Raw genomic sequence first — 17,738 nt, 5'->3', positions numbered from 1 at the left:
CATCCAGGGGAGAGATCGCCATGTTCCGCTACTTCGAGCAGCTCAGTTCACGCATCGCCGCCCCTTTCGTGGCCGGGCCATCCCGCGACGGCAAGGTGTGGCAATGCCGCTGCGGCCAATCCCTGTTTTTCCGCAACAGCCAATGCCTGGCCTGTCAGGCCCTGCTGGGCTATCAACCGCAACAAAGCCGGCTCGCCTCCCTGCAACCCGGCCCCGTGGTCGGCACCTGGCTACAAGACGGCAACCTGGAAGCCGGCGCCTTCCGCCGCTGCGCCAACCTCGACACTCCGGCCGCCTGCAACTGGCTGATCCCCGCCCATAGCACCGCGCCACTGTGCGTGGCGTGCAGCCTCAACCGCACCATCCCCGACCTGTCTATCCCGGAAAACCCCGAACGCTGGCGCAAAGTGGAGATCGCCAAGCGCCGCCTGGTGGCCCAGCTCATCAGCCTCGGTTTGCAAGTGGTGCCCAAGAGCGTCGACGAAGACAGCGGCCTGGCCTTCGATTTTGTCGGTATCGACCTCGAAGGCAACGCGCCCATGACCGGCCACGCCAACGGCCTGATCACCCTCGACATCAAGGAAGCCGACGACGCCCATCGTGAGAAAGTTCGCGTACAGATGCGTGAGCCTTACCGCACCTTGCTTGGGCATTTTCGTCATGAAGTCGGCCATTACTACTGGGATCGCCTGATCGCCAATACCCATTGGATTGAACCGTTTCGTCGCCTGTTCGGCGACGAACGCGCCAGCTATGCCGACGCCCTCGACCAGCATTACCAGAACGGCCCGCGTCCCGACTGGCAACAGACCTGCGTCAGCGCCTACGCCACCATGCACCCCTGGGAAGATTGGGCCGAAACCTGGGCCCACTACCTGCACATGATGGATGCCGTCGACACCGCGCTGGGCTTTGGCATGAGCGCCCGCGAGATGGACCTGGATTACCAGCCATTCCCCCTCAGCACCCTCTACGACCCCGAACATCCGGGCGGCGTGGCGTTCCTGTCGTTCGTCAACGCCTGGATCGAACTGGCCGGCATGCTCAACGAACTGTCGCGCAGCATGGGCCAGCCGGATTTCTATCCCTTCGTGCTGCCACCGGCGGTGATCGCCAAGCTGCACTTCATCCATCTGGTGATCCAGGAAGAGGGCGGCCGGGCGGACCAAGTCCTCCAGGCCCAATGAATTGGCTTTTCTGTGGGAGCTGGCTTGCCTGCGATAGCATCACCTCAGTCCAACAGATACACCGAGGTGCCTGCATCGCAGGCAAGCCAGCCCCCACAGGGGGCGATGTACTGGCTGAGGCCGTGGGCAAGTGCTTGAACCGCCAGATGTTTTTATTCCAGCACCAACGGTTGTAACTTCCGATGAGATCGGTACAATGGCCCCGCTTGCCGAGAGGCAGGCGTCGTTATGGTGACCCCATCGGTCCCCCCGCAACGATTACCCGTGAACCTGGTCAGAGCCGGAAGGCAGCAGCCACAGCGGGAACATTGTGTGCCGGGGTGTGGCTGGTGGGGTTGCCTCCATAACGCTCTCCCTTGCAGTACCTCTTCTGCGCCAAATCAAAAATCTTTATTCAGTCACCTGGCCGGTTTATTGCGCAGTTGTGACGGCTATTTCACAGTTTTCCAGTTCATCTCAGGTGGGGGGCATTCTCCTCCAGTACTTCTTCAGCAATGCTGCCAAAGAAGTTCCGTGTGATGCTGAAGAAAGGGCTCAGTTGTTTCCCACGAGGAACGAGGTCAATGCCTGCAAGGCAGGAGAGGCTCATATCCTGTTCAACATGATCATCGAAAAGCACCGACAGTTCGTCCCACCATTGCTGGCGTAAGTCCTTCAGGACGAAGCTATTCAAGTTGAGCAAGTCAATGGTGTAGAGGGCTCGGTCTTCATCCTGAGCAGATAAGCCGTCAGCAGGGACAATCCGTCCATCGGACAGGTAGGAAAAAAAACGGCTGCAATCAGCTTGATGGCAGGACACAAAGCGCTGGATATCAACTGAATCCGATTTCCCAAGGGCGTGTCCGCCAAAGACTTCTGACGCCCGGCCTTTGAAGTGATGCAGATCTGTTTCGCTGTCTAGTGCTGAGGCCGCGAGGTTGTCGTAATCGAACGTACGCTGTGGGTTTTGGCTTTTGTTTTCGACATGCTCTATATGCAGCCCCAGGCTGAGCTGGTCGGGTCGAATTTCACTGTAGCAACACAGACCATATTGCTCTTCAAGCAGGTAGCCAAGTACCTGCTGTTTATAGCCAAACCCTGACCATCGGCTGTCCGCGGCCTTGGCCGTCTGTGGTGGGTTTGCATGTGAGTTATTCAGTTGATACGGGCCTTGGCCCTGTTTGTGAACGGCCCTCATTTTTTTAGTGCTCTTTGCCGTTTGATACTGCGTTGGAGGCGCTGAAGCTGGGGATGTTGTTCACTTAATGCGTTTGTAAGCTGCGTCATCAATTCAATCGCCGGTTGCTCGTCGAAGCGCCCCTTGTCTACCCATTCCGTGAGTTTTAACAAATCGGGCTTTTCGATGACCGGAGGCTGAGGATCTACCTGCATGACGCTATGTAAAACGCTGCTGCTCGGCTCGCCATAGGTCATCGCCAGTGGTGGCGAGGCGATCAAGTTGCCCTGCACATCCTTGCCAATGACTCGAATGTTTTCGCGCCGCACGGTACTTAGGACTTGTGGGCTGTGCGTTGTGACAATGAATTGCATAGCTGGGAAGGCTTCACGCAATGAGCCCAGGATTGTCTGTTGCCAATGAGGGTGGAGAAACATATCCACCTCGTCGATCAACGCAATGCCCGGCGTTTGCAAAGGCGCCTGATCTCCCAGCTGAGGGTTGAGCTTGCAAGCACGAAAGGCCAAGTCAGCAACCATTGCAATGGCGTTACGCAGTCCGTCACTGAGCATCTCTACCGGCAATATTCCTTGTTCTGGATGATGCATGATCAGTTGTTGTTGATGGCTCTCACTGTATTCCAGGCTATGCCAGCCTGTCGGGGCCTGTATCAATCGATCAATCGCTTCTTTGACGGACTTGATGATCTGCCCGAATCGAACACCAAGAACGGACATCGCTGCATTGCGCTCAAGCGCGATTACCTGAGCTTCCCGATAGCTGCGATAAATCCAGACGTACCAAGCAGTAAAGGTTTTGAAGCTCGACGAGTAGGAAAGACAGTTCAGATACCCCGATGTTCTGGAATACTCAGTTTTATCGAGAGTGGTTTGGGCAGCTGCCGAAGTGAAGCGACCCTCGAACCAAAGGCGCGAGGTCCCCAGATAAGTAACCAGTGGCAACACGACGGGCTCATCGCTCCGTACTTTTTCCTGAAGAGACTTGCCGTATCCCGTCAGTGCTTTCGAGCCGATATCACCAAGGGTGTTGGTTGATTTCTTCAGGCTCGTACGCTGCTGCAACCAGTTGTTATCAGTTTCACTGGGTGACCAAGGCCCCCATGCTTCGATCACACTGGCAATCTGAGGCTCCATGTTGCCGCTGGCAAGGTGGGCAAGACGTACGTCGTCGATTTGGATTGTTGCGGATTTTCCGGTCTGGCTCCCCAAGTCAAAGCCTTTGACAAAAGGCCATAGGGCAACTCGCGCGGCATCCAGAATGGTGGTTTTACCACCTCCGTTGGAGGCGATCAATACGGTCAGATGAGGGTCGAAGTCGATCTCGAACTCTCCAAAGCAGCGGTAGTTCTGCACGCGCAGTTTGTCGAGCCTCACAGTTGTTTCTCCGATTCGATTATCTGACCAAGCATAGGGTGTATCCCTCCGCGTTTTTGGGGGGTACAGCATACTAAAGGGAAATGATGAAAATGCTAAGCAAACCTAGCTTGGCAGAAGCACCACCGCCGGACTCTACCGGGAGGACATTCGGGGCAGTAGCCTGAAAGTCGTCGATCGTCGTATACCATTCGATTGCTATCTCACAACTCTCGATCCTCCCACTTTACAAGCCAAAACCACCTTGTTAGTTTGCGCCGGCCACTTGTTTCAGAATGTGACAAGTGCACGGAATTGATATTGAAGTGCCATCACTTCTTTAACTAACAAGGATGTTTGTGATGAAAAGCCTGCAAGGGTTGCCCCGTCTTATCAGTGCGTCGGTGGGCGCTCCCGGTAAAGCCCGCAACTTGCCCGCCGATGTGCAGTGCATCCAGTACTTGTTCAATCTGATCATTCCCAAGCTGGGTTTTCCGCTGGCCGAGAACGGCAAGTGCGACGGCCAATTGGTGCAGTGCATCAGCCAGTATCAGTTCCGCCATCTCAAGTACGCGCACCCCGATGGGGTGATCGATCCCACGGGTCGCACCTTCAACAGCCTGATCGAAGAAGCGGTGAAAGTGCCGGTGAAGGCGTTCCCGGCGATGCGCATCCCGAGCTTTCTCAATGTGTTCGGCAATAACCAGGGCGATGCGGTGCAGGCCACGGTCAATGTGTACCTGGACCGCATGCGCGCCATGGTCGAGGCCGAGCGGCGCAACCGCCAGTTGGTGCTCCAGGCCACGTGCGACGGGGGCATGACCCTGACTGAAACGGACTTCCAGAACGCCGCCAAGCAGGTGGGCAATGGCATTTCGGTAAATATCATCAAGGCCTTTGCCACAGTCGAATCGGGCGGGCGCTCGGGCTTCGGGCCGGCGAAGTTGCCGGTGATCGCCTTTGAAGGGCACCTGTTTCGCAAGTACACCAAGCACATCTACGACCAGGCGCATCCGCTGCTGTCGTATCCCTATGTGCGCAAAGCCGGGCCGCAGTGGCAGGTCAACAACAAGGACCAGGTCAAGGCCTGGGAGACCATGGCCACCGCCTTTGCGTTGGATCAGGACGCGGCGTTGATGTCGGCGTCATGGGGCATGTTTCAGGTCATGGGTTTCAACTTCGCGGCGTGCGGTTACAAGACGGTGTTTGAGTTTGTCGCGGCATTGAAGATCAATGCCGGCAGCCAACTAAGGGCGTTCCTGAGTTTTTGCAGCCAGAGCCCGGCACTGATGAAGGCCATGAAAGACAAGGATTACGTGGCCATGGCCCGTAACTATAACGGCAAGGATTACGGTAACTATGACGTGCTTATCGAAAAAGCCTACAACACGCTTGAAGGGAAAAAATAAGATGAACCGTGTTCTGACGATGGGTGTGTTGTCGTTGTGCGCCGTGGCCCCGGCGTTTGCGGGTGCGCCTGCGCTGCATTCGGGCACGTATGAAGGGCTGATGCTGGCGGTGACGCCCGAGCACCGGGTGGAAGGTTTTTACGCGGAAGAGCTGGGTGAGGGCGTCAGCCGATGTGCGTTCTACCTACAAGGCAGCGGGAACGTGCTGACCACCTGGCTCGTCGATGCCTACCCTGGCAGCGTGACGCCGTCCGCCGACGGCGTGACCTTGACCGTGGAGCAGGGCCGCCAGCATCCCGGTTGCATGAGCGTGTTGATGCCGGAGATTGCCACCGGGTTGGACCTGACCCAGACCGCGAATAAACAGTGGATTGGCTTGGTGACGGTGTCCGTCGATAAGGTTTTCCTGCTGAAAACCCCGGGGGCCAAGGCGGCCAAGCGTCCGTATATCGTCAAGGATGATGTGGTGGGCGTGTTGGCCGTCAAGGATGGCTGGGCGCAGGTTGAGTTTATCAATGCGCAGAATCGATCGTTTATTGGTTGGATTAGCCAGGATCAGTACGCGCGCCTAAATGCCCCTGGAGGCTGACCTAGACTGTGGGAGCTGGCTTGCCTGCGATAGCATCACCTCGGTATCACTGACAGACCGAGGTGCCTGCATCGCAGGCAAGCCAGCTCCCACAGAAGCCAGCTTCCACAGTTATGTTGTGTGTCAGCCAAAGGTTTCGCGCAGCAGCCCAGCGAACGCATCCCTCGCCAGATGCCGCTGGGTGTCCGCGTGCCAGAACAGCAGGTTGTCCACCGCCTGCAACTCCTCAAACCGATACGACGCCAGCTGATTGGCCTGCTCATACCGCGCCAGAATGCCCTCCGGCGCCAACGCCACGCCAATCCCCGCGCTGACGCAACCGATGATCGTGCCCCAGCTGGCATAACTGGCGATGCTCGGCTTGAACGCTTGAGGCTTGACCCAGTTCTCCAGCGCCGCGCGATAGGGGCAGCCCGGCGGCCATACCAGCAGCGTGCGTCCGGCCAGGTCTGCGGCGCTGTGGATCGGCGCGCTGGACGCGCTGGCGATCAGCACCAGGCGTTCGCTGTAGACCACGCTGTGTTCGAGCTTGGCGCGCTTGCCGCCGCTGGCCACCAGTGCCACGTCCAGGCGGTGGTGTTGCAGGTCGTCGAGCAGTTGGCTCCAGGCGCCGGTCACCAACTCCAGGCTGACGTCCGGGTAACGCCGGTGATACTCCGCCAGCAGCGGCGGCAAACGCCCGCTGGCGCTGGATTCCACCGCGCCGATGCGCAAGGTGCCACGGGGGATGGCGCTGGCGTCCACGGCGCGTTTGGATTCGTCCACCAACGCGAGGATGCGCTCGCAGTACTCCAGGAAGATCTCGCCAGCGGCACTGATCGCCAGCCCGCGTCCGGCTCGGATAAACAGCGGTGTGCCCAACTCGTTTTCCAGTTGCTTGATGCGCGTGGTGATGTTGGACGGCACGCAGTGCAATTGCACGGCGGCCTGGGCCACGCTGCCGGTTTGCGCCACGGCTCGCACCATCTTCAGTTGGGCCAGTTCCATTGCTCAGTTCCAGTGATTGCAGAAGTCAGAAACGGTTAATTGTCCTGCGGGTGACCGGGGCCAAGACTGACGGCATTCCTTCTCTGTTTCTGGATGCCTTCGATGAAATCCCCGTCACCCGTGAAGCTTACGCTAGTGGTTGCCAGCGTCATCCTCTGTTGGGCCTATTCGCCGATTGGCGTGCACATGGGGCTGCACAGCTACAGTCCCGGGCAATTGGCGTTGCTGCGGTTTGTGATTGCGTCGCTGTTCATGGGCGGCGTGGCGCTGGTGCTGGGCATTGGCCGGCCGCGCCTGCGGGATCTGCCATGGTTACTGGTGCTGGGTTTTTTCGGCGTGTTCCTGCACCACACCAGCCTCAACTATGGGCAGCAATTCGTCACGGCGGCGGCGTCCAGCGTATTGGCGCAATCGGCGCCACTGTTTAGTGTGTTGATCGCATTTTTCGCCTTGAAGGAGCGGGTCAGCGGCTGGCGCTGGGGGTGTGTGTTGCTCGGCTTGCTGGGCGTGCTGGTGGTGATCTGGGGCGATCAGGGCGTGGCAGGCATCGACCCGCGTGGCCTGTCGATCCTGCTGGCGGCGCTGTCGTGGAGTGTGTATTTCGCCATCCAGAAACATTATTCCCATCGCTACAGCCCGCTGACGCTGGCGTGTTACATGGTGTGGGCGGGCACCTTGATGCTGTGCGTCAACCTGCCAGGCCTGCCCGCCGCCGTGGCGCAGGCGCCGTTGGCGGAGAACCTGGCGGTGCTGGTGCTGGGGATTTTCCCCAGTGCCTTGGCGTACCTGGCCTGGGCCTATGTGTTGAAGCATGTCGAGGTCAGCCGCGCGTCGGTGGCGATGTACCTGATCCCGCCAGTGGCCATGCTGATGGCCGCGACGCTGCTCGGCGAGCAGATTGCCGCGCAAGTGGTGCTGGGCGGGGTGATCGTGCTGGCCAGTGTGGCGGCGATCAGTCTGGAGGGGCGCTGGTTGCGCGATCCCCGGTGTACAACTGGATGATGTCGTCGATCTCGCCGGACATTTTCATCCGCAACAAGGTGCGCAGGATGCGTTGCACCGGCACATTCGGGTCGTTGCGCACGGTGCAGCCCAGGCTTTGTTCTTCGAGCACCGCGACTTTGTGCAAGCGCCGGCCGGGCGCCAGGCGTTGGTTGAAGCGGTCGAGTATCCATTCATTGGCGACTGCGTACTTGAAGCGACCGGCCACCAGTTTGTGCAGCACCTGCTCTTCACTGCGGGCGTCGTCACGGGTGAGCTGGCCGCTGGCGAACAAGGGGTCGAGGGTGCTGTAGCGGTAGTTGAGCACCGTGCCGATCAACTGCGGCGCCAGCTTGCTCAACTCCACGGCCTGCGCGGGCACATGGGTGCTGACCAGCAGGTTGCGCTGCACAAACAGCGGCACGCTCCAGGTGTAGTCGCCGGACATGTCATCGACCCACGCCTGGGCGACATAACAGCGCACATCAATCTCGCCGTGCTCCATGGCGGCGGCGATGCGCGCCCGGGCCAGCACGTGGAAGTGCGCCGGGTGCCCGACCTGGGTGGCGAGGCTGGACATCAAGTCATACAAAATACCCTGGGTCGGCCGGCCGTCCTCCACTTGCACCATGGGCATCGCCCAACTGTCGGAAACCGAGAAACGCAGCGGTGCAGGCGCCGCCAGGCTAGCCGTGGCAATCATCCATAAAGCGCCCAGGACTACGCGCATATGCTCTCCGGGTTCAGGCCTTTTCGGGGCCAGTGCGATGAGCTTAGTCAGATTAGGCGAGCGTGCCGGATGCAATTTCCCCCTTGCTCCGCTAGCATTACCGGCTTCCGCTTCCCAGTTGCGACGGTTTTCGATGAGTTATCAGGTTCTTGCACGTAAATGGCGTCCGCGCTCGTTCCGCGAAATGGTCGGCCAGACCCATGTGCTCAAGGCTCTGATCAATGCCTTGGACAGCCAGCGGCTGCACCACGCCTACCTGTTCACCGGCACACGCGGGGTGGGCAAGACCACCATCGCGCGCATCATTGCCAAATGCCTGAATTGTGAAACCGGTATCACTTCGACGCCCTGCGGCACCTGCTCGGTGTGCCGGGAAATCGACGAAGGGCGCTTTGTCGACCTGATCGAGATCGACGCCGCGAGCCGCACCAAGGTCGAAGACACCCGCGAGCTGTTGGACAACGTGCAGTACGCGCCGAGCCGCGGGCGCTTCAAGGTCTACCTGATCGACGAAGTGCACATGCTGTCCAGCCATTCCTTCAACGCCTTGTTGAAAACCCTGGAAGAGCCGCCGCCCTACGTCAAGTTCATCCTGGCCACCACCGACCCGCAGAAACTTCCTGCAACGATTCTGTCGCGGTGCCTGCAGTTCTCCCTGAAAAACATGACCCCCGAGCGCGTGGTCGAGCATTTGACCCACGTGCTGGGCGTCGAGAACGTGCCGTTCGAAGACGACGCGCTGTGGCTGCTCGGCCGCGCCGCCGATGGTTCGATGCGTGACGCCATGAGCCTCACCGACCAGGCCATCGCCTTTGGTGAAGGCAAGGTCATGGCCGCCGACGTGCGCGCCATGCTCGGCACCCTCGACCATGGCCAGGTGTTCGACGTGCTGCACGCGTTGATCGAAGGCGACGCCAAGGCGTTGCTCGAAGCCGTGCGCCACCTGTCGGAGCAAGGCCCGGACTGGAACGGCGTGCTCTCGGAAATCCTCAATGTGCTGCACCGCGTCGCCATCGCCCAGGCCCTACCCGAGGGTGTGGATAACGGCCATGGCGACCGCGACCGCGTACTGGCCCTGGCCCAGGCGCTGCCGGCCGAAGATGTGCAGTTCTACTACCAGATGGGCCTGATTGGTCGTCGCGACCTGCCCCTGGCGCCGGACCCGCGCGGTGGCTTCGAAATGGTCCTGCTGCGGATGCTGGCGTTCCGGCCCGCCGACGCGACAGACGCGCCGAGACAGCCGCTAAAGCCAGTGGGGATCAGCCAGGCCACAGTTGATTCCGCCAAACCAGTGGCTGGCGCGGCGGTTGTCGCGCCAGTGGTTGCTGCACCGGCGCCGGCTCCCGAGCCGGTGGTGGTTGCGCCGGAACCGGTTGTCGAACCCGAACCCGCGCCGGTCGTCGACCTGCCGTGGAACGATCCGGTAGAAGCCGAGGCCGAACCCGAAGCCGAGCAACAGCCCGCCGTGGAGCCCGTGCTGGAAACCACTGGCGAACAGCCCGAGCTGACGCCGATGCCCACGCCGACCCCGGACAGCGCGGTGCCCGACGCCCCTGAGTGGGTGTCTGCGCCTGTGCCCGAGCCGACCGTCGCCCAGGTTGAGGCGGCTGTGCCGGGTATCGACGACGACGAGCCGCCGCTGGACGAAGACTACATCGAGCCGGACATGGATTCGGCCTACAGCTACCTGGACGACCTGGCCAGCGAGCACACCGCCGAGCCGGCCCCCGAGCCCGAGGCAGAACCCGCCGCGGCGCCGGCCACCGGCCTGGCCCTGCAATGGCTGGAGCTGTTCCCGAAACTGCCGATCTCCGGCATGACCGGCAGCATCGCCGCCAACTGCACACTGATTTCCATTGAGGGCGACCACTGGCTGCTGCACCTGGACCCGGCCCACAGCGCCCTGTTCAACGCCACCCAGCAGCGTCGCCTGAATGACGCACTGAACCAGTACCATGAGCGCACGCTGACCATCGCCATCGAGTTGATCAAGCCGGAGCAGGAAACCCCGGCCCAGGCCGCGACCCGCCGGCGCATCAACCGCCAGCGCGAAGCCGAAGACTCGATCCACGCTGATCCGCTCATCCAGCAAATGATGCAACAGTTCGGTGCGGTCGTCCGTCACGATACTATTGAACCTGTCGAAGCCCCGGTGCCCCAGGCGTCCTGATACCGGGCTACTTACTTGATCCACGTACTTTGAGGTGATTCCCATGATGAAAGGTGGCATGGCCGGCCTGATGAAGCAGGCGCAGCAGATGCAGGAAAAAATGGCCAAGATGCAGGAAGAACTGGCCAACGCCGAAGTCACCGGTAAAGCCGGTGGCGATATGGTCAGCGTGGTGATGACCGGTCGTCACGACATCAAGCGCGTCAGCATCGACCCAAGCGTATTGCCAGGTGTTGGCGAAGACGACCTGGAAATGCTCGAAGCGCTGTTCGCCGCGGCCGTCAACGACGCCGTGCGCAAGATCGAAGCCAACAGCCAGGAAAAAATGGGCGGTGTGACCGCTGGCATGCAACTGCCGCCGGGCATGAAGCTGCCGTTCTGATCGGCGAGCGTTAGCTACACTCGAATGCCAGGCCAAGTGCCTGGCATTTTTTTTGCGCGCGCCGCGATCCCTGTGGGAGCTGGCTGATCGTTCCCACGCTCTGCGTGGTAACGCCGCCGCGGACGCTCCGCGTCCAATCTGAACCCAGGCACCCCAATCACGGTCTGCACCCTATACCGATGGATTCGCGAAAGGAGCCCCAGATGCCGCAACAACCGACTTTGAACCAGCGCATTGTCCTGGTCTCACGCCCACAGGGCGCACCCACCCCGGAAAACTTCCGTCTGGAGCGTGTGAATCTTCCGGAGTTGGCAGACGGCCAAGTTCTGCTGAAGACCCTGTACCTGTCCCTCGACCCCTACATGCGCGGACGCATGAGTGACGCACCGTCCTACGCAGCACCAGTGGAAATCGATGAAGTGATGACCGGTGGTGCTGTCAGCCGTATCGAGCAGTCGCGCAATCCGAAATTCGAAGTGGGGGATCTGGTGGTGGGCGCCACCGGCTGGCAAAGCCACAGCATTTCCGACGGACACAACCTGATCCCGGTGCCCAAGGGCCTCGCCAGCCCCTCCATGGCCTTGGGTGTGCTCGGCATGCCGGGCATGACCGCCTACATGGGCCTGATGGACATCGGCCAGCCCAAGGCCGGCGAAACCCTGGTGGTGGCTGCCGCGTCCGGTGCGGTGGGCTCGGTGGTGGGGCAGGTGGCCAAGCTCAAGGGCTTGCGCGTGGTGGGTATCGCCGGCGGTGCGGACAAGTGTCGCTACGTGGTGGACGAGTTGGGCTTTGACGCCTGTATCGATCACAAGAGTGCAGACTTCGCCGATGAACTGGCCCAGGCCTGTTTCAAGGGCGTGGACATCTATTTCGAAAACGTCGGCGGCAAGGTGTTCGACGCGGTGCTGCCGTTGCTCAATCCCAAGGCGCGCATCCCGTTGTGCGGGTTGATCGCCGGCTACAACGCCCATCAGCCGCCGAGCGGCCCCGACCGGTTGCCGGCACTGCAACGCACGTTGCTGACCAAGCGTGTGCGCATCCAGGGTTTTATCGTGTTCGACGACTACGGCGACCGCCAACCCGAGTTCATCAGCGCCATGGTGCCGTGGGTGCGCGAGGGCAAGGTGAAATTCCGCGAAGACGTGGTGGACGGCCTGGAGCAGGCGCCCGAAGCCTTTATCGGTTTGCTCGAAGGGCGCAACTTCGGCAAGTTGGTGGTGCGCGTCGCGCAGGATTGAGCATTTGACGCTAATCCGGGGCGCGGGTATAAACCGCGTCTCGTTGTTTTGTCGGACCCTTCGCCCATGAGCTTCAGCCCCCTGATTCGCCAACTGATCGACGCCCTGCGCACCTTGCCCGGCGTCGGCCAGAAAACCGCCCAGCGCATGGCGCTGCAACTGCTGGAGCGTGACCGCAGTGGTGGCACCCGGTTGGCCCAGGCCCTGAGCCAGGCCATGACCGGCGTCGGCCACTGCCGCCAGTGCCGCACCCTCACCGAAGAAGACCTCTGCCCGCAATGCGCCGACCCGCGCCGCGACGACACGCTGCTGTGCGTGGTGGAAGGGCCGATGGATGTGTACGCAGTGGAGCAGACCGGTTATCGCGGGCGCTACTTTGTGCTCAAGGGCCACCTCTCGCCGCTGGACGGTTTGGGGCCTGAGGCGATTGGCATCCCGCAACTGGTGGCGCGGATTGCAGAGCAGGGCACCTTTACCGAGGTGATCCTGGCCACCAACCCGACGGTGGAAGGCGAAGCGACGGCGCATTACATTGCGCAGCTGCTGACCAACAAAGGCTTGATCACCTCGCGTATCGCCCATGGCGTGCCGTTGGGGGGCGAGTTGGAGCTGGTGGACGGCGGCACGTTGGCGCATTCCTTTGCCGGTCGTAAACCAATCGCGCTCTAAGCAACACCGCAAACCCCGATGTGGAAGCAGGCTTCTGTGGGAGCTGGCTTGCCTGCGATAGCGGTGGAACAGCGACATTGATGTCGCCTGACACTCCGTTATCGCAGGCAAGCCAGCTCCCACAGTGGTTTTGTGTTGTTGGTGATATTTGCGGACAGCTTGATAAACCAAGCAAGCGCTTGGTAATTTCCCTCCACCTCACCGTGGAGCTTGCCGATGTCTGCCTATCAGGACTACTTCGACCCCAGCCACCAATTGGTCCGCGACAGCGTGCGCCGTTTTGTCGAGCGCGAGCTGCTGCCGGGCATCGAGCAATGGGAGGAGGCCGAGCGCTTTCCCCGCGAGCTGTACCTCAAGGCCGGCGCGGCGGGGATACTGGGTATCGGCTATCCCGAAGCCCTCGGCGGCAGCCATGAAGGTGATCTGTTCGCCAAGGTCGCGGCCAGCGAGGAGTTGATGCGCTGTGGCTCCGGCGGTGTGGTGGCGGGGCTCGGTTCGCTGGATATCGGCCTGCCGCCCGTCGTCAAATGGGCACGGCCCGAGGTGCGCGAACGCGTGGTGCCGTTGGTGCTGGCGGGCGAGAAGATCATCGCCCTGGCCGTCACCGAACCGGGCGGCGGTTCCGATGTGGCCAACCTGCAAACCCGCGCCATTCGTGATGGCGACTACTACCGGGTCAGCGGCAGCAAGACCTTTATCACCAGCGGCATCCGCGCCGACTTCTATACGGTCGCCGTACGCACCGGCGGGCCGGGTTTTGCCGGCATCAGCCTGCTCCTCATCGAAAAAAACACCCCCGGTTTCACCGTCGGCCAGCCCTTGAAGAAAATGGGCTGGTGGTCGTCGGACACGGCTGAATTGTTCTTCGACGATTGCCGGGTGCCCGTAGGCAACTTGATCGGTGCCGAGAACATGGGCTTTGCCTGCATCATGGGCAACTTCCAGAGCGAACGCCTGGCCCTGGCGTTGATGGCCAACATGACGGCGCAGATGGCCCTGGAGGAAAGCCTCAAGTGGGCGGCCCAGCGTGAAGCGTTCGGCAAGCCCATCGGCAAATTCCAGGTGCTCAAGCACCGGTTGGCAGAAATGGCCACGGCGGTGGAAGTCTCGCGGGAATTCACCTATCGCCAGGCGGCGAAGATGGCGGCGGGCAAGAGTGTGATCAAGGAGATTTCCATGGCCAAGAACCTGGCGACCGACACGGCGGATCGGGTCACTTATGACGCGGTGCAGATCCTGGGCGGGCAGGGGTATATGCGCGGCAGCCTGGTGGAGCGGCTGTATCGCGACAATCGCATCCTGTCGATTGGTGGGGGGACGCGGGAGGTGATGAACGAGATCATCAGCAAGCAGATGGGACTGTAGTTTTGTAGTATTTTTCAGGGCCTCATCGCAGGCAAGCCAGCTCCCACATTTGAATGTATTAGCAAATCAAAATGTGGGAGCGGGCTTGCCCGCGATGGCGTCAGCCCTGGCAACCCTTACCTTTCAGTGAGGGCAAACTGCGTCAAACAAAACGTCGGAATCCCCATATCTTCCAAGCGCTGCGAGCCACCCAGCTCCGGCAAGTCAATAATCGCCGCCGCTTCAAAAATCTTCGCGCCCATACGCCGCACCAGGTTCGCCGCAGCAATCAAGGTCCCGCCCGTGGCGATCAGGTCATCGAACATCAGCACCGAGTCGCCTTCACACAGGCTGTCGGCGTGCACTTCCAGGAAGGCTTCGCCGTATTCGGTCTGGTAACCCTCGGCCAGCACGTCGGCCGGCAGTTTGCCCTGCTTGCGGAACAGGATCAGCGGTTTGTTCAATTGATAGGCGATGATCGAACCGATCAGGAAGCCCCGCGCATCCATCGCGCCGATGTGGCTGAAGTCGGCTTCGACATACCGCTGGGCAAAGGTATCGGCCACCAGGCGCAGGGCGCGGGGCGATTGGAACAGCGGCGTGATGTCACGAAAGATCACCCCAGGCTTGGGGAAGTCGATGACAGGGCGGATCAGGGATTTGATGTCGAACGAATCAGCGATCATCGTCGAAGAGTCCTGGGGCTGGAAACGGACTCGAAGTATACCTGCGGCCTCGCCGGTTGGCGCGGCCGCAAGTGTCTGGATCAGCCCTCGAGGGAGCCACCGGCCAGCGCACAGAGCTGGATCGGGTCGAGGATATGCACTTCCTTGCCCTCGGCGGCGATCAGTTCGTTCTGCTGGAAGCGGGTAAATACGCGGGACACGGTTTCTACCGCGAGGCCCAGGTAGTTGCCGATTTCATTGCGCGACATGCTCAGGCGGAACTGGTTGGCCGAGAAGCCCCGGGCGCGGAAGCGTGCGGACAGGTTGACGAGGAAGGTAGCGATGCGTTCGTCGGCGGTTTTTTTCGACAGTAGCAACATCATTTGTTGATCGTCACGGATCTCGCGGCTCATCACGCGCATCAGCTGACGGCGCAGCTGCGGCAATTGCAGGGCCAGTTCGTCGAGGCGTTCGAAAGGGATTTCGCACACCGACGTCGTCTCCAGCGCCTGGGCCGACACCGGATGAATCTCGGTGTCCATGCCGGACAGCCCCACCAGTTCGCTGGGCAGGTGGAAGCCGGTGATCTGCTCTTCGCCGCTGTCGCTCAGGCTGAACGTCTTCAACGCGCCGGAACGTACTGCATAGACGGAATCGAACTTGTCGCCCTGGCGAAACAGGAACTCGCCTTTTTTCAGCGGGCGGCCGCGTTTAACGATGTCGTCCAGCGCATCCATGTCTTCCAAATTCAGCGAAAGTGGCAAGCAGAGGGGGGCCAGGCTGCAATCCTTGCAATGAGCCTGGCTGTGAGCGCGCAGTTTAACTGGCTCGGACATTTCTTAAATCCTTGTGGGAAAACACACATAAGACGTAAGGGTAACGCACTGAGGGAGGGTGAGGCCAGCCTGTACAAAAAACCGGCAGGGGTATAAAGATTTTTCGCCAGGTGCCGATGGCATGCTATCAACCCTGGAACCTGGATGTTCACAAGATGGCTTCCCTTACGCTCGACCTGGCAATGCGCACGCAGATTACGACGACGCCAGATACAAAAAAAACCGCTGTTAAAACCGACGACGCCGACCCCAAGGCCACCGATGCGACCAAACCTGCGGTCTCGGTGGTTATTTCCGGTGCGGCGATGAAAGCGGCGGCGGCCGAGAAAACCTCCAACAGTGACATCGACGACAGCGGCCTGGCAGAAAACGTCAAGCAACTGTTGAAGATGATTCGCGAGATCAAGAAGCAGATCGCCGAGAAACAGGCGGAAATGGCGGCGGTCATGGCTGACAAGAGCCTCAGCCCCGAGCAGGCCAGGGCCAAGGCCACTGCCCTGCAATCGGCGTTGGGTGCGCTGCAGGCCAGCCTGACCAGTGCCCAGGCGTCCTTGACCAAGGCGATGAAGGACCTGAGTGCCGGCGACGCGATCAAGGCCGCCAGCCTGGCAATGAAATAACCGCGCTCAAATCACCCGTGAAAACCGCTGCCTATTCTGGTGCTCCAGGTAGGCATCGAACACCATGCACACCGAGCGCACCAGCAGGCGCCCGGCTGGCAACACGCGAATGCCCTGGGCATCCAGTTCGATCAGGCCATCGGCGGCCATCGCCTCAAGTTGCGGCCAGATCTCGTCGAAATACCCGCGAAAATCGATGTTGAAGGCCTGTTCGACCTTGTCGAATGCCAGGCTGAAATTGCAGATCAACTGCTGGATCACTTCCCGGCGCAAGCGATCGTCCGTGGTGCACACCAAGCCCCGGCTGGCGGCCAGTTGCGCGCTGGCCAAGGTGTTCTGGTAAACGTTGAGGTCGCTGGTGTTCTGGCAGTACAGGTCGCCGATCTGGCTGATGGCCGAGACCCCCAGCCCGATCAGGTCGCAATGGCCATGGGTGGTGTAGCCCTGGAAGTTGCGTTGCAAGGTGCCTTCTTCCTGGGCGATGGCCAGTTCGTCGTCCGGCAGGGCGAAGTGGTCCATGCCGATATAGCGGTAGCCGGCCTGGGTCAGCTGTTCGATGGTGGTTTGCAGCATCAGCAGCTTTTCCGCCGGGGAGGGCAGGTCGTCGGTGTTGATCCGCCGCTGCGGCATGAAGCGCTCCGGCAGGTGGGCGTAGTTGAACACCGACAGGCGGTCGGGTTGCAGCTTGATCACTTCTTCCACGGTGCGTGCAAAGTTGAGCGGGGTTTGCTTGGGCAGGCCATAGATCAGGTCGATGTTGATCGAGCGAAATTGCAGGGTGCGCGCGGCATCGATGACGGCGCGGGTTTCTTCCAGGCTTTGCAGGCGGTTGACTGCCCGTTGTACCTCGGGGTCGAGGTCTTGCAGGCCAATGCTCACGCGGTTGAAGCCCAGCTCGCGCAACAGGCCCATGGTGGCCCAGTCCGCTTCGCGCGGGTCGATCTCGATGCCGTAGTCGCCGGAGTCATCGTCGAGCAGATTGAAGTGCTTGCGCAGGCAGCCCATGACTTGGCGCAGTTCGTCGTGGCTGAGAAAGGTCGGGGTGCCGCCGCCGAAGTGCAGCTGTTCCACTGGCTGTTTCGGGTCGAGGTGGCAGGCCACCAGTTGGATTTCCTGCTCCAGCCGCTGCAGGTAGGCATGGGCGCGGCCACGGTCCTTGGTGATGACCTTGTTGCAGGCGCAGTAGTAGCAGATGTTCGCGCAGAACGGCACATGCACATACAGCGACAACGGCCTTGAGGCCTTGCGGCTCTCGCGCAGGGCGTGGAGCAGGTCGAACGTGCCGACCTGGCTGTCGAATTGTACGGCGGTGGGGTAGGACGTGTAGCGCGGCCCCGCCAAGTCGTAGCGGTGAATCAGATCGGTGTCCCAACGAATGGCGTCGAGCATGCGGGCGTTCCCC

17 protein-coding genes and 1 other RNA gene are annotated in these 17,738 nt (G+C 60.8%); 11 read left to right on the top strand and 7 right to left on the bottom strand.

The window, feature by feature from the left end; genetic code table 11:
• The first annotated feature begins 20 nt into the window (after positions 1 to 20).
• Positions 21 to 1,187 (top strand): putative zinc-binding metallopeptidase, encoded by a 1,167-nt coding sequence (locus tag PSH87_RS20585; RefSeq protein WP_017739592.1) that lies wholly within the window; start codon positions 21 to 23, stop codon positions 1,185 to 1,187.
• 238 nt (positions 1,188 to 1,425) lie between these two features.
• Positions 1,426 to 1,522: signal recognition particle sRNA small type (gene ffs, locus PSH87_RS20580), an RNA gene on the top strand.
• A gap of 116 nt (positions 1,523 to 1,638) precedes the next feature.
• Here ffs and PSH87_RS20575 read toward each other — a convergent pair.
• Entirely contained in the window at positions 1,639 to 2,364 is a 726-nt protein-coding gene (locus PSH87_RS20575; RefSeq protein WP_017739593.1) for a retron system putative HNH endonuclease, read from the bottom strand.
• On the bottom strand, positions 2,361 to 3,737 hold the full coding sequence (locus tag PSH87_RS20570; protein ID WP_017739594.1) for an AAA family ATPase: 1,377 nt from the start codon (positions 3,735 to 3,737) through the stop codon (positions 2,361 to 2,363). The genes PSH87_RS20575 and PSH87_RS20570 overlap by 4 nt, the downstream gene beginning before the upstream one ends.
• 341 nt (positions 3,738 to 4,078) lie before the next feature.
• On the opposite strand from PSH87_RS20570, the gene PSH87_RS20565 reads away from it, so the two are divergent.
• Both PSH87_RS20565 and PSH87_RS20560 read left to right on the top strand, forming a co-directional pair.
• Positions 4,079 to 5,125 carry an N-acetylmuramidase family protein gene (locus PSH87_RS20565; protein WP_305430892.1) on the top strand — a complete coding sequence of 349 codons (1,047 nt, stop codon included), beginning with the start codon at positions 4,079 to 4,081 and terminating at the stop codon, positions 5,123 to 5,125.
• 1 nt (position 5,126) lies between these two features.
• On the top strand, positions 5,127 to 5,714 hold the full coding sequence (locus PSH87_RS20560) for a hypothetical protein (RefSeq protein ID WP_305430890.1): 588 nt from the start codon (positions 5,127 to 5,129) through the stop codon (positions 5,712 to 5,714).
• Positions 5,715 to 5,837: 123 nt separating this feature from the next.
• Here the strand turns inward: PSH87_RS20560 and PSH87_RS20555 are convergent, their stop codons facing one another.
• The gene (locus PSH87_RS20555) at positions 5,838 to 6,701 is read right to left on the bottom strand and encodes a LysR family transcriptional regulator (RefSeq protein WP_305430888.1); all 864 of its coding nucleotides are present in this window, start codon (positions 6,699 to 6,701) and stop codon (positions 5,838 to 5,840) included.
• Positions 6,702 to 6,803: 102 nt separating this feature from the next.
• On the opposite strand from PSH87_RS20555, the gene PSH87_RS20550 reads away from it, so the two are divergent.
• The gene (locus tag PSH87_RS20550) at positions 6,804 to 7,703 is read left to right on the top strand and encodes a DMT family transporter (RefSeq protein WP_305430887.1); all 900 of its coding nucleotides are present in this window, start codon (positions 6,804 to 6,806) and stop codon (positions 7,701 to 7,703) included.
• Here PSH87_RS20550 and PSH87_RS20545 read toward each other — a convergent pair.
• The gene (locus PSH87_RS20545; protein WP_305430886.1) at positions 7,654 to 8,412 is read right to left on the bottom strand and encodes an ABC transporter substrate-binding protein; all 759 of its coding nucleotides are present in this window, start codon (positions 8,410 to 8,412) and stop codon (positions 7,654 to 7,656) included. The genes PSH87_RS20550 and PSH87_RS20545 overlap by 50 nt on opposite strands.
• Positions 8,413 to 8,545: 133 nt before the next feature.
• Here PSH87_RS20545 and dnaX point away from each other — a divergent pair, with 133 nt between their 5' ends.
• The 5 genes from dnaX (at position 8,546) to PSH87_RS20520 (ending at position 14,236) form a co-directional block, all read left to right on the top strand.
• Positions 8,546 to 10,582 carry a DNA polymerase III subunit gamma/tau gene (gene dnaX / locus PSH87_RS20540; protein ID WP_305430884.1) on the top strand — a complete coding sequence of 679 codons (2,037 nt, stop codon included), beginning with the start codon at positions 8,546 to 8,548 and terminating at the stop codon, positions 10,580 to 10,582.
• A 43-nt stretch (positions 10,583 to 10,625) separates the two neighbouring features.
• A complete protein-coding gene (locus PSH87_RS20535) occupies positions 10,626 to 10,964 on the top strand; it encodes a YbaB/EbfC family nucleoid-associated protein (protein ID WP_003175481.1) in 339 nt (112 codons plus the stop codon).
• 203 nt (positions 10,965 to 11,167) lie between these two features.
• Entirely contained in the window at positions 11,168 to 12,202 is a 1,035-nt protein-coding gene (locus PSH87_RS20530; protein WP_257781828.1) for an NADP-dependent oxidoreductase, read from the top strand.
• A 66-nt stretch (positions 12,203 to 12,268) separates the two neighbouring features.
• Positions 12,269 to 12,871 carry a recombination mediator RecR gene (gene recR / locus PSH87_RS20525; protein ID WP_017735338.1) on the top strand — a complete coding sequence of 201 codons (603 nt, stop codon included), beginning with the start codon at positions 12,269 to 12,271 and terminating at the stop codon, positions 12,869 to 12,871.
• A gap of 216 nt (positions 12,872 to 13,087) precedes the next feature.
• Positions 13,088 to 14,236: an acyl-CoA dehydrogenase family protein gene (locus PSH87_RS20520; protein ID WP_305430882.1), complete on the top strand. Its 1,149-nt coding sequence runs from the start codon at positions 13,088 to 13,090 to the stop codon at positions 14,234 to 14,236.
• A 116-nt stretch (positions 14,237 to 14,352) separates the two neighbouring features.
• Here PSH87_RS20520 and PSH87_RS20515 read toward each other — a convergent pair whose 3' ends face one another.
• Together PSH87_RS20515 and fnr are read right to left on the bottom strand one after the other, a co-directional pair.
• The gene (locus PSH87_RS20515) at positions 14,353 to 14,901 is read right to left on the bottom strand and encodes an adenine phosphoribosyltransferase (protein WP_017735336.1); all 549 of its coding nucleotides are present in this window, start codon (positions 14,899 to 14,901) and stop codon (positions 14,353 to 14,355) included.
• Positions 14,902 to 14,981: 80 nt separating this feature from the next.
• Entirely contained in the window at positions 14,982 to 15,716 is a 735-nt protein-coding gene (gene fnr / locus PSH87_RS20510) for a fumarate/nitrate reduction transcriptional regulator Fnr (RefSeq protein WP_016979302.1), read from the bottom strand.
• A gap of 155 nt (positions 15,717 to 15,871) precedes the next feature.
• Between fnr and PSH87_RS20505 the strand changes: the two genes are divergently transcribed.
• Positions 15,872 to 16,336 (top strand): hypothetical protein, encoded by a 465-nt coding sequence (locus PSH87_RS20505; protein WP_026136610.1) that lies wholly within the window; start codon positions 15,872 to 15,874, stop codon positions 16,334 to 16,336.
• Between the two features lie 6 nt (positions 16,337 to 16,342).
• Here the strand turns inward: PSH87_RS20505 and hemN are convergent, their stop codons facing one another.
• Positions 16,343 to 17,725 carry an oxygen-independent coproporphyrinogen III oxidase gene (gene hemN / locus PSH87_RS20500; protein WP_305430878.1) on the bottom strand — a complete coding sequence of 461 codons (1,383 nt, stop codon included), beginning with the start codon at positions 17,723 to 17,725 and terminating at the stop codon, positions 16,343 to 16,345.
• Between the last annotated feature and the right edge of the window lie 13 nt (positions 17,726 to 17,738).

This window comes from Pseudomonas sp. FP453 (assembly GCF_030687495.1).
Taxonomy (GTDB): domain Bacteria; phylum Pseudomonadota; class Gammaproteobacteria; order Pseudomonadales; family Pseudomonadaceae; genus Aquipseudomonas.
This window is presented reverse-complemented; position numbering and strand designations above follow the sequence as displayed.